Raw genomic sequence first — 12,272 nt, forward strand, 5'->3', positions numbered from 1 at the left:
AACCAGGAGCTCGGCGAGCCTTTCCGCCGCGACGCGATGAAAAAACCCGTCGCCGTCGCCGGAATCTCCGCCGACGACATGAAAGCTCAGGAAGCGTAATCAAAGGACGAGGCCACAGCGCATGACAATGACACCAATTGAACTGTTGCGTCAGAGCGCCCCGGCCTCGCGCCCTGTGATTTCTTTATGCGAAGGCAGTGATCCCCGCGTTGTTGCGGGGGCGCTGGCCGCCCAACAAGCCGGACTGGCCGATGTCATTCTGGTCGGTCCACAAGCCGAGGTCGACGCCGCCCTCAAAAACCAGAACGCCACTCGCTCTGACGGCGTCATGGTTCACGACCCGGCAACCTCGGACCTGACCGAAGAGTTTGCTCAAACCTATTTTGAACTGCGCCAACACAAGGGCGTCGATCCGGCCAAGGCCCGAGCCGCCGTTGAAACACCGCCAGTCTATGCCGCCATGCTGGTACGCAGCGGGCGGGCCACTGGAACCGTAGGTGGAGCCGTTCACACGACCGGAGACATTGTACGCGCGGCCATTCAGGTGATCGGCATGGCCCCCGATGCCGGAATGGTATCATCCTTTTTCCTGATGTACCCGCCGGAAGACGCTCAACCCGGAGCGCGGGCGATGCTCTATTCGGACTGCGGCCTGGTCATCGATCCCAGCCCTGACGAGTTGAGCAAAATTGCCGTCGCCTCGGCCAGATCGGCGCGCGCACTGCTGCGGGTTGACCCCAAGATCGCCATGCTCAGCTTTTCGACCAAAGGCAGCGCAAAGCATCCCGATGTCGACAAGGTGATCGAGGCCACTGAAACACTGCGTCAAAGTTCCCCGGATCTCGAGGTCGACGGCGAGCTTCAGTTCGACGCGGCCTTCGTGCCCTCGGTCGGGGATCGCAAATCGCCCGGATCTTCGGTCGCCGGTCAGGCCAACGTGATGATCTTTCCCAATCTCGACGCGGGCAATATCGGCTACAAGATCACGCAACGACTGGGGGGTTACACCGCAATCGGCCCGGTTCTGCAGGGGCTGGCCCGACCCGCCAACGATCTTTCCCGCGGATGCAGCGCCGAAGACGTGACCCAGATGATCGCCGTGACGGCACTGCAAGCTATCAGGAAATAAAACTCAGAACTCGCGTCGTCTTCAGAACGATGTTCTCAAATCGGAAGGAAAGTGAAACAATCCTCCCGACATAACCGACAGGACCCGCCAATGACCCATCAGCAGCCGATCCTTGAAACGTCTCCGAAAGTTTCGGACGAGGTCCGCAAAACCACCTGTTACATGTGCGCCTGCCGCTGCGGCATCAACGTTCACATGAAAGATGGCAAGGTAGCCTATATCGAAGGAAACCGGAACCACCCGGTCAACAAGGGTGTGTTGTGCGCCAAGGGCTCTGCCGGGATCATGCAGGTCAACGCCCCCTCTCGCCTGCGCAAACCGCTGAAGCGTGTCGGCCCACGCGGCTCGGGTGAATTTCGCGAAATCGAGTGGGACGAGGCGCTCAGCACTGCCGTGGGCTGGCTGAACGAACTGCATGAAACCGCACCGCAGAAGCTGGCTTTCTTCACTGGCCGCGACCAGAGCCAGAGCTTCACCAGTTTCTGGGCCCAGAATTTCGGCACTCCGAACTACGCAGCCCACGGCGGCTTCTGCTCGGTCAATATGGCGGCCGGTGGCATTTACACGATGGGCGGCGCTTTTTGGGAGTTTGGGCAACCCGACTGGGATCACACCAAACTGTTCATGCTGTTCGGCGTCGCCGAGGATCATGACAGCAACCCGATAAAAATGGGGATCGGCAAGATCAAGGCGCGCGGCGCACGGGTGATCGGAGTGAATCCGATCCGGTCGGGCTATAACGCAGTTGCCGATGACTGGGTCGGCATCACACCCGGAACAGACGGGCTGTTCATTTTGTCGCTGATCCACGTCCTGATGAAAGCTGGCAAGATCGATCTGGATTACCTGAGCCGCTATACCAATGCGCCGGTTCTGGTGAACGCAAGCGAGGGTGCGGAAAAGGGCCTGTTCCTGCGCGACGAGGATGGCAAGCCGCTGGTTATTGATCGCAAGACGGGCAAGCCAACCGCATTCGACAAGCCCGGCGTGCGCCCGGACCTGTCGGCGACCTATGACAAGGACGGTGTAACGCACCGTCCCGTTTTCCACTTGATGGCCGAGAAATACCTCAGCAACGAACACGCGCCCGAGGCGGTAGCCGATCGCTGCGGCATTCCCGCCAAACGTATCCGGGCTATTGCCGCCGAAATCGCCAGGGTCGCTTTTGACGAGGCGATCCAACTGAATCAAGAATGGGTTGATTTTCGGGGTGAAAAGCACTCGAAGATGATTGGTCGTCCCGTCAGCTTCCATGCCATGCGGGGCATTTCGGCCCATGCCAACGGATTCCAGACCTGCCGCGCACTGCACGTGCTTCAGATCCTGCTGGGAACAGTCGAGGTGCCGGGCGGTTTCCGCTTCAAGCCACCCTATCCCAAACCGGTCGAAGCACACCCGACGCCTCATGGCGACAGGCGTCCGGGACGCCCGCTGAACGGCCCGCATCTGGGCTTTCCACGTGGTCCCGAAGACCTGCTGCTGGACGACTGCGGCACGCCGCAACGCATCGACAAGGCATTCACCTGGGAAAACCCGATGTCCGCGCACGGGTTGATGCATATGGTGATTTCGAACGCGGCTGCCGGTGATCCCTACAAGATCGACACGCTGTTCATGTATATGGCGAACATGTCGTGGAACTCCTCCATGAACACAAAAGGTGTGATGGAGATGCTGACGGCCAAGGCCGAAGACGGCAATTACATCATCCCGCGCATCATCTACTCCGATGCCTATTCTTCTGAAATGGTGGCCTATGCCGACCTGATCCTGCCCGACACCACCTATCTTGAGCGGCACGACTGTATCTCCCTGCTGGATCGCCCGATCTGCGAGGCCGACGCCGCAGCAGACGCCATTCGCTGGCCGGTGGTCAAACCCGACCGTGACGTGCGTGGTTTCCAGTCGGTTCTGATCGAGCTGGCCAACCGTATGAGCCTGCCGGGTTTCACGAATGAAGACGGCAGCCCAAAGTGGAATGACTACGCAGATTACATTGTCAACCACGAACGACGCCCTGGCATCGGCCCGCTGGCCGGCTTCCGGGGTCCAGACGGCGACAAGGAAGGCCGCGGCGAGGTCAATCCGGATCAGCTGAACCGGTATATCGAAAACGGCGGATTTTATGTGGCGCATATCCCGGAAGGCGCGGATTACTACAAACCGTGGAACACCGCCTATCAGGACTGGGCCGTCGGGATGGGCATCTATGACAGCCCTCAGCCCTATCTGTTCCAACTCTATTCCGAACCGATGCGCCGTTTCCAGCTGGCTGCCGAAGGTCACGGAGACCGCCAGCCGCCCGAGCACCTGCGCCAGCGCATCAAGGACACCATGGATCCGTTGCCGATCTGGTACGAAACCGATCAGCAGGGCAATGAAGGCTTCACCGTCAACGCCCTGACGCAGCGCCCAATGGCCATGTATCACAGTTGGGGCACACAGAACGCATGGCTGCGCCAGTTGCACGGGCAAAACCCGCTGTACGTCCCGACCAAACTGATGCGGGAACACAACCTGCAAGACGGAGACTGGGCAAAAGTCAGCTCTCCCCACGGTAAGATCACCGTGCCGGTGATGGAGATGGCCGCGCTGAACGACAACACGGTCTGGACATGGAACGCCATCGGCAAACGCAAGGGCGCCTGGGCCTTGCAGGAAGACGCACCAGAAGCGACCAAAGGTTTCCTGCTCAATCACCTGATTCACGAATTGCTGCCGTCCAAAGATGATGGAATGCGCTGGGCCAATTCGGACCCAATCACTGGTCAGGCGGCATGGTTCGACCTGAAGGTCAAAATCGAAAAAGCCGACGCACCTGCCGATGCGCAAAGCCAGCCGAATTTCGACCCGATCAAATCTCCTGTCGGAACCGGCCCTGAGAACCTGGCCTGGAAGGTAGGCAAATGACCCGGATCCGCACTTCATCTGGCCAAAAATATCCCGGGGGTGAATTGAGCCGCAGGCTCAAGAGGGGGCTGGCCCCCTCACCTGCCCTCCACAGCAGAGGTTCACTGACATGACCCAGCTACCAAACTCCACTGACCGCAAGATGGGCCTGGTCATCGACCTGGACACCTGTGTCGGCTGCCACGCCTGCGTTATTTCCTGCAAAGGCTGGAACACAGAAAATTATGGCGCCCCTCTTTCGGATCAGGACGCCTACGGTGCAAACCCTTCGGGCACCTTTCTCAACCGCGTGCATTCCTACGAAGTGCAACCTGCCGACGGGCATGCCCAGCTGATCCACTTCCCGAAATCCTGCCTGCATTGCGAAGACGCGCCCTGTGTTACCGTTTGCCCCACCGGCGCCAGCTACAAGCGGGTCGAGGATGGCATCGTCCTGGTCAATGAAAGCGATTGCATCGGATGCGGCCTGTGCGCCTGGTCCTGCCCTTACGGTGCGCGGGAACTGGATGTGGCCGAAGGTGTGATGAAGAAATGCACACTTTGCGTGGACCGCATCTACAACGAAAACCTCCCCGAGGTCGACCGTATCCCCTCCTGTGTTCGCACCTGCCCTGCGGGCGCAAGGCACTTTGGTGATCTGGGCGACCCTGACAGCGATGTCAGCCAGCTGGTTGCAGAACGGGGTGGCATGGACCTGATGCCGGAAATGGGTACCAAACCCGTCAACAAATACCTGCCCCCGCGCCCCAAGGACACCGTGGAAGACCAGATCGACATACTGGCCCCCCTGCTGGCCCCCATCGCTGACGAGCCCAAAGGGTTCCTCGGCTGGCTCGACAAGACGTTGGAGAAACTCTGATGCATCCCGCACCCTCCGTCATTCTGTTCACCACCCTGTCCGGTCTGGGATTTGGACTGCTGTTCTTTCTTGGCCTGGGGTTTCCGGCTGTTTCGGGTTGGGTGGCTTTTGTGTTCTTCGCCATTGCCTATGGTCTGGCCGTCGGCGGGCTTTTGGCTTCGACCTTCCACCTGGGCCATCCGGAACGGGCCTTGAAAGCCTTCACTCAATGGAAAACCAGCTGGCTCAGCCGTGAAGGTTGGTGTGCCGTACTCGCGCTGGTCGTCATGGGGCTCTATGCAATTGGCGTGGTGTTTCTGGACCAGCGCTGGGGTTTTCTGGGCTGGATCGGCGCAGGGTTGTCGCTGGCCACAGTGTTCACGACATCGATGATCTACACGCAGCTCAAGACCATCCCACGCTGGAACATGAACCTGACACCTGCCATGTTCCTCAGCTTCAGCCTGGCCGGTGGTGCCTTGCTGGCAGGTCAGACAAGTGCAGCTCTGCCGCTGCTGCTGATCGCGGCGTTGGTGCAGATACTGTACTGGCGCAAAGGGGATCAGGCGTTTGCATCATCGGGAACTGATCTGGGTACAGCCACCGGGCTTGGCGCACGCGGTTCCGTCCGCGCCTTTGAACCGCCCCATACCGGCACCAATTATCTGCTGCGAGAGTTTGTTCACGTGGTCGGGCGCAAACACGCCGAAAAACTGCGGCTGATCTCGTTCGTTCTGGCATTCGTGCTGCCGGTTCTGCTGTTGTTGTTGCCGTTCAATCACGTCTTCGCCCTGCTGGCCGTGGCCTCGCATCTGGCAGGTGTTGCAACGTCGCGCTGGCTGTTCTTTGCGCAGGCCGAACATGTCGTGGGGCTGTATTACGGCAAACGCTGAGGGGGCTCTGCCCCCGCCGCGGCAAGCCGCGACTCCCCCGGGATATTTTTAGCCAGATGAAGTCTGGATATTTGGAAAAGAAAGGGCGGCGCTCGAGGTTCGAGGCCGCCCTTCGTTGTATTCTGAAATACCAGTCAGATCAGGCCAGCATGGGCCATTGCGGCCTCGATTGCATCCTTGGTGCTGTTTTCCAGCTCGGTCAGGGGTGAGCGGACTTCGGTGCTGCAAAGGCCCAGTTTGCTGAGTGCATATTTGGCACCGACCAGGCCCGGCTCGATGAAGATCGCCTCATGCAGCGGCATCAGTTTGTCCTGATACTCCAGCGCTTTTGCGTAATCCCCTGCCAGTGTCGCCTGCTGGAATTCGGCGCAGAGCCTGGGGGCCACGTTTGCGGTGACCGAAATGCAGCCAACACCGCCGTGTGCGTTGAAGCCAAGTGCGGTGGCGTCTTCGCCGGACAATTGGCAGAAATCTGCGCCGCAAGTTGCACGCTGCTGGCTGACACGGGCCAGATCGCCCGTTGCATCCTTGACCCCGACGATACGGGGAAGCTTGGCCAGTTCACCCATCGTGGCAGGTGTCATGTCAATGACTGAGCGGCCCGGAATGTTGTAGATGATGATCGGGATATCCGCGGCCGCATGCAGCGCCTCGAAATGCGCGATCAGGCCACGCTGAGTCGGTTTGTTGTAATACGGCGTAACGACCAGTGCCGCATCCGCTCCGACTTTTTCCGCGAACTGAACGAAGCGGACAGCTTCGACCGTGTTGTTCGACCCGGCACCGGCAATGACCGGAACGCGGCCCGCAGCGGTTTTGACGACCTCTTCGATCACTGTTTCATGCTCTTCGTGGCTGAGCGTCGGGCTTTCGCCGGTTGTTCCCACAGGCACCAGCCCGGTCGAGCCTTCGGATATCTGCCAGTCCACCAGATGTTTGAGCGTCTTCAGGTCCAACTCGCCGTTGTTGAACGGGGTGACGAGGGCTGGCATCGAGCCTTTGAACATGACACGCTCCTTCAAGGTGCATTTTGCAGTTTTTACGCCGCGGTCCCTCACGTTTCCAGCTTTGTGAGTTGATCCCGGCGACGCACGGTTTATCCTCACAGGCTCTATCCTCGGTTGGTTAGGAAATGCAAGGGATGACACGCTTTCTGGCACTGTTGACTGCTGTGATTCTGTATTCGGTGACTGCGACGCATTCAGCACGGGCAGATGCTGCTGCTGATTTGCGCGCTGGACTTACCGAAATGCGCAAAGGCGACTGGAACGCAGCGTTGCGCGTATCCGGCCAGCGTGGTTCTGTATCGCGCGATATCATTGTCTGGCACTGGCTGCGCGAGGGCTTCGGCAGCTCTGGCGACGTGTTGGTGTTTCTCGAACGTCGCCCGGACTGGCCCGGGCTGGCATGGTTGCGCCGCAAGAGCGAGCCTGTTTTCACCGGTGCCGATCCAGACAGGGTTCTGAAATTCTATGCCGGCATGCCGCCTCAGACGGCAGAGGGCGCGTTGAACTTTGCCGTCGCTCTGAAAGCCAAGGGACGCATCGGAGAAGCGGAGGCCGACATTGTGACCGCTTGGCGCACCATGCCAATGGGTTCGGGTCTGCAAAAAAGCTATCTGGAAAACTTTGCCAAACTTCTGAAGCCGCATCACGCGGCGCGCTTGGACAGAATGCTGTGGGACGGTCATCTTGTAAGCGCCGGGCAGATGTTGCCTTTGGTCGGTTCAGACGAACGCAAACTGGCCGAAGCACGGATAGCATTGCAGAAACGCCAACCCGGTGTGGACACCAAGGTGGCAGCAGTTCCCAAGTCTCTGGCGGATGCGCCCGGGCTGGCCTTCGATCGTTTTGTCTGGCGCGACAAGAAAGAACTGGATGACAGCGCCGTCGATCTGATGCTGGCACGCTCTACCGGGCCTGACGCCCTGGGTGAGCCTGACAAATGGGCCGAGGGACGGCGCCGTCTTGCACGGCTTGAGATGCGATCGGGCCGTGCGGCGCGCGCCTATGACGTGGCCGCCAATCATCACATGACCCCCGAAATGGGTTACGGCTATGCCGATCTTGAATGGCTGGCCGGTTTTCTGGCGCTTCGCAAACTGAATGATCCTGCCACCGCCATTCGCCACTTCCAGAACTTTTCGGACGCCGTGAAATCTCCGATCTCGAAAGGCCGTGGTGGCTATTGGCTTGGGCGCGCTTACGCGGCATTGGGTGACGCGGACAAGGCGTATGACGCCTATGCGATGGGGGCCGACTACCAGACCTCATTCTACGGTCTGTTAGCCGCAGAACGGATCGGACGACCGTTTGATGCAGAACTGGCCAATCCGCGGCGCGCGCCGCATTGGCGGCAGGCGGAATTTGCCGATTCCAGCGTTTTGGAGGCCGGATTGCTGTTGCTGAAAGCCGGAGAAGCAAACCTGTCCGAACGGTTCCTGACCCATCTGGTCGAAAGCCTTGATCCAGTACAGGCCAATCAATTGGGCGATCTGGTGATCGAACTGAAACAGCCGCATCTGGCCGTGATGATCGCCAAACGGGCGGCAACTACGGGAACCGTTCTGCCCGCAGCCTATTACCCGGTCCATCCCGTTGCAGATATGCGATTGCCGATGGCCAAGGAAATGACATTGGCCATCGCGCGCCGTGAAAGCGAGTTCGACCCGGTCGTCGTCAGCGGTGCGGGTGCACGCGGCCTGATGCAGGTAATGCCCGCCACGGCCAAGCTGGTCGCGGGCGAGCTGGGCATTCTCAGCGGCCATCAGACGGGACGATTGACCACGGACTGGCAATACAACGCAAAGCTTGGGGCCAACTATCTTTCTGGTCTGGCGGCCGATTTCAACGGCAACGTTGTGATGATGGCGGCGGGGTACAATGCGGGGCCACGGCGCCCGATCTCGTGGATGGAACGCTATGGTGATCCGCGCACAGGCGAGGTCGATATCGTCGACTGGATCGAGACGATCCCGTTCAGCGAAACGCGGAACTACGTGATGCGCGTGACCGAAAGCCTGCCGGTCTACCGTGCCCGCCTGGGGCAACCCGCCCTTCCGGTTCCTTTCTCGCAGGAGCTGATCGGATCATCTCTGGCGGCGTTCGCGCCATAAGGTGAACAAACCTGCGGCCACGACGATGGTTGCGCCCGCCACGACTTCGGGGCGCAACGTTTCGCCAAAGATCGAAATACCCAGGATCGCGCTCCAGACCAGGTGAAAATATGCAAAGGGTTGAACCGAACTGGCTTCGGCCATCTCATAGCACTTGATCAACAGCCAGTGCCCGAACACCCCACTGACACAAAGCAGCGCCATCCAGAGCCAGTCGCCGCGCGCCATCGGCTCCCAGAACCACATGCCAAACACGGTCATCGCCACGGCACCGGCGACACCGGTCCAGAAAAAGCTGGTCGCCGCGCTGTCCTGACGGGCGACATATCGCGTCAAAAGTCCATAGATCGCAAACAGCAAAGCGGAAATCAAAGGTATGACAGCCCATGGGTTAAAGACCCCGGCGCCCGGTTGCAGGATGATCAGAACGCCGATGCAGCCGACACCGATCGCGGCCCATCGCCGCCATCCGACCTTTTCGCCCAGCACCGGCCCGCTCAGCGCGGCGACAAGCAAAGGATAGCAGATGAAGACGGCCATACTGTCGATCAGGCCAAGGACCGTAAAGCCGAACACCGCAATGCAGATCTCGGCCGCCAGCAACAAGCCCCGCACGATCTGCAAACCCAACTGACTTGTCTTTGTGGCCGCCTTCAGCCCACCGGGGGCCCGGGCGGCCAGAGCGATGACAAAAGCCGCAAAGAACCAATAGCGGATCATGACCACCATGTAGGTGTTGTAGGTTCCGGCCAGATGGCGCGAGATACCGTCCTGCAAGGCAAAGACAATTGTCGCGCCCACCATCAAAGCGATGCCCGCACCGACATTGTTCGTCTGGGTCATGCTTTGTGTGCCCGTGTCATGTGCCGCTTGCGACCATAGCCGGGTGTGCGGGTTACGTTGAAACCGGCACTTTCAAGCCCCCGGCGCACAAAACCCGCGGCCGTATACGTGGCAGCTGTACCGCCTTTGACAGTGTGGCTTGCCACGTCCTGCATCAGGTCCGCGCCCCACAATTCAGGGTTCTTGGCTGGTGAAAACCCGTCGAGAAACCAGGCATCTGCCACACCGTCCCAGTTCGGCAATGTCTTGCGTGCATCGCCGATCACCACCTCAAACCGAAGCGAATCCAACATACACGTGCGCCCTGTCCAATGCGCCAGAAACCGGCTGCTCCACGGATGCAATTCGGGAAAGGCCCCAAGCGCGCGCTGCATGTCGTCCGGTGCCATGGGAAAGGCTTCGAAACTGGTAAAGCGCAATGGCCCTTTCTGGCCGGATGCCTCCCATTCCGACCAGGCGGTCAGCAGGTTAAGGCCGGTGCCAAAACCCAACTCGGCAATGTGAAACCCCGGCGCAAATCGCGCAGGCAAATCATTTCCCGCCAGAAATACATGGCGCGTCTCTTCCAGCCCGTTCTGTAACGAGTAATATGGGTCGTCGAAGCGATCCGAGACCGGTATCTGATCTTCGGTCCACGTCAATTCGGCGCGCTGGTCTGCCATTGGGGAATCCTGTAGCTAAGCGGCGCGACACTGAACAAGGAAAAGGGAATTGGCAATGGTCGATGTGACGGTTCGCGGCGCAGGAATTTTCGGCCTGTCCATCGCCTGGATTTGTGCGCGCCGCGGCGCGAAAGTGCAGGTTGTCGATCCGTCCGGTCCCGGCGCCGGGTCCAGCGGAGGTCTGGTCGGCGCATTGGCCCCGCATGTGCCGGAAAACTGGAACGCCAAGAAAGCATTTCAGTTCGACAGTCTGATCATGGCTGAACCGTTCTGGCGACAGATCGAAGACACCGGCGGGGTTTCACCCGGCTATGGCCGGCTGGGCCGCCTTCAGCCGATCCCGGACGCGCGTGGTCTGGAACTGGCCCGCCAGCGCGAAGGCACCGCAGATGAGCTTTGGCAAGGTCGGGCGGAATGGCGTGTCATCACCGCGACCCAAGCGGGTTCATGGTGCCCACCCAGCCCCACAGGCTTTGTCATTCGCGATACGCTGACGGCACGAATGCACCCCCGGCGGGCCTGTGCCGCGCTGGTCGCAGCACTCGAGGTCATGGGCGTTCACATTGTCAGTGAAGCCGAGGACAAGGGGCAGGTCATCCACGCCACGGGCCTTGCAGGATTGCAGGAACTGAACGACGCCTACGGCAAGACCGTCGGAAATGGAGTCAAAGGGCAGGCCGCCCTGTTGCGCTTCGACGCAGGGGAAGTGCCGCAACTATTCGCCGACGCGATTCACATTGTGCCGCATGCAGACGGAACACTTGCGGTCGGATCGACCTCGGAACGGGATTATGAGGACCCGACCAGCACGGACGAAACTCTGGACGACGTGATAGACCGCGCCACGCGCGTCCTGCCCCTGTTGCACGGGGCCGAGGTGATTGAACGCTGGGCCGGTGTGCGCCCGCGCAGCAAAAGCCGAGCGCCGATGTTGGGCGCCCATCCCCTGCATCAGGGGCAGTACATCGCCAATGGCGGGTTCAAAATCGGTTTCGGCATGGCCCCCAAAATCGCCGAGGTCATGGCCGATCTTATGCTGGAAGATCGGGATACGATCCCTGATGAGTTCCGGCCCGAAGCCTCATTGTGACTGGGCGACGGCTTGCATGCATTGCCGCCCGTCAGGGCCGCGCACCCACATGTTTGCACCCCTCCGACACAACTGGGCAGTTTCGAAATGCATCAATGGTGAAGTCGCGCGGAACGAAAACGAGGCGAGCGGACCGATCAGGTCAACCGCGAAAAGCATCAGAAGCTGCGCCAGAAGCGGCCCGTGCACGACCAGCCCGCCATATCCTTCCACATCGCGCGCATAGTCCAGATCATAGTGAATACGGTGGCCATTGAAGGTCAGGGCCGAGTATCGAAACAACAACGTTGAATCGAACCCGACTTCGCGGCAATCGGTCTCATCGGTGCGCGCTGGGGGCGGTTGGGGCATTTCAGCATCCGGCGCAGGATCTTCGCGATAAACAAGATCCTGCCACTCTGTCATGCGCAACTGACCGTTCTGCCAGATCTCGTGCCGCAACGTGACAAAGCCCAACGGGCCGGACCGCCCCACCTTGGCGTTTTGACTTTCAAGAACCGATTTCTTTTCGGCGGTGATCCCTGCGATCAATGGCGCATGAAAGGTCAACCGCCCGCCGGCCCACATTCTGCGCGGCAACCCCATATCCGGGATCAAGCCCCCAACCTTGGGATGCCCATCCCGACCCAATGCGGCGGCCGGTTGAGGGGTCCAGAAATAAAGCTGATGGAAGAAGGGCGGCAATTCCGAACCACTGGCGATCGTTGGCACACCACCCAGCGCGACCTGAAATGCGGCCGCGCGGGCCGGATCCAAGAGATCGGTCTGTCGCTCTTGCGTCATTTGCCTGAC

10 protein-coding genes are annotated in these 12,272 nt (G+C 60.0%); 6 read left to right on the top strand and 4 right to left on the bottom strand.

Going from position 1 to position 12,272, the window contains the following annotated elements:
* Positions 1-121: 121 nt before the first annotated feature.
* The 4 genes from pta to ACR0LI_RS18255 all read left to right on the top strand — a co-directional run bounded on the left by pta (position 122) and on the right by ACR0LI_RS18255 (position 5,770).
* Positions 122-1,129, top strand: a complete 1,008-nt coding sequence (pta, locus tag ACR0LI_RS18240) for a phosphate acetyltransferase (protein ID WP_209835471.1) — start codon at positions 122-124, stop codon at positions 1,127-1,129.
* Positions 1,130-1,219: 90 nt separating this feature from the next.
* Positions 1,220-4,039 (top strand): molybdopterin oxidoreductase family protein, encoded by a 2,820-nt coding sequence (locus tag ACR0LI_RS18245; protein WP_480718982.1) that lies wholly within the window; start codon positions 1,220-1,222, stop codon positions 4,037-4,039.
* Positions 4,040-4,148: 109 nt separating this feature from the next.
* Positions 4,149-4,898, top strand: coding sequence for a 4Fe-4S dicluster domain-containing protein (locus tag ACR0LI_RS18250; RefSeq protein ID WP_171172200.1), 750 nt, complete (start codon positions 4,149-4,151; stop codon positions 4,896-4,898).
* On the top strand, positions 4,898-5,770 hold the full coding sequence (locus ACR0LI_RS18255) for a dimethyl sulfoxide reductase anchor subunit family protein (RefSeq protein ID WP_171637691.1): 873 nt from the start codon (positions 4,898-4,900) through the stop codon (positions 5,768-5,770). Before ACR0LI_RS18250 ends, ACR0LI_RS18255 begins: the two co-directional genes overlap by 1 nt.
* A 134-nt stretch (positions 5,771-5,904) precedes the next feature.
* Here ACR0LI_RS18255 and dapA read toward each other — a convergent pair whose 3' ends face one another.
* Positions 5,905-6,777 carry a 4-hydroxy-tetrahydrodipicolinate synthase gene (gene dapA / locus ACR0LI_RS18260; protein ID WP_171637693.1) on the bottom strand — a complete coding sequence of 291 codons (873 nt, stop codon included), beginning with the start codon at positions 6,775-6,777 and terminating at the stop codon, positions 5,905-5,907.
* Between the two features lie 134 nt (positions 6,778-6,911).
* Between dapA and ACR0LI_RS18265 the strand changes: the two genes are divergently transcribed.
* Positions 6,912-8,885, top strand: coding sequence for a lytic transglycosylase domain-containing protein (locus tag ACR0LI_RS18265; protein WP_480486531.1), 1,974 nt, complete (start codon positions 6,912-6,914; stop codon positions 8,883-8,885).
* Here the strand turns inward: ACR0LI_RS18265 and ACR0LI_RS18270 are convergent.
* Positions 8,859-9,728: a DMT family transporter gene (locus tag ACR0LI_RS18270; RefSeq protein ID WP_480718983.1), complete on the bottom strand. Its 870-nt coding sequence runs from the start codon at positions 9,726-9,728 to the stop codon at positions 8,859-8,861. The genes ACR0LI_RS18265 and ACR0LI_RS18270 overlap by 27 nt on opposite strands.
* Positions 9,725-10,390: a tRNA (5-methylaminomethyl-2-thiouridine)(34)-methyltransferase MnmC2 gene (gene mnmC2, locus ACR0LI_RS18275; RefSeq protein ID WP_480486529.1), complete on the bottom strand. Its 666-nt coding sequence runs from the start codon at positions 10,388-10,390 to the stop codon at positions 9,725-9,727. Before mnmC2 ends, ACR0LI_RS18270 begins: the two co-directional genes overlap by 4 nt.
* A 55-nt stretch (positions 10,391-10,445) precedes the next feature.
* Here mnmC2 and ACR0LI_RS18280 point away from each other — a divergent pair, with 55 nt between their 5' ends.
* On the top strand, positions 10,446-11,480 hold the full coding sequence (locus ACR0LI_RS18280) for an NAD(P)/FAD-dependent oxidoreductase (protein ID WP_480718984.1): 1,035 nt from the start codon (positions 10,446-10,448) through the stop codon (positions 11,478-11,480).
* Here the strand turns inward: ACR0LI_RS18280 and ACR0LI_RS18285 are convergent.
* A complete protein-coding gene (locus tag ACR0LI_RS18285) occupies positions 11,472-12,263 on the bottom strand; it encodes an HTD2 family dehydratase (RefSeq protein WP_480718985.1) in 792 nt (263 codons plus the stop codon). The genes ACR0LI_RS18280 and ACR0LI_RS18285 overlap by 9 nt on opposite strands.
* Positions 12,264-12,272: the final 9 nt, after the last annotated feature.

Source organism: Ruegeria sp. CL7, from assembly GCF_056536445.1.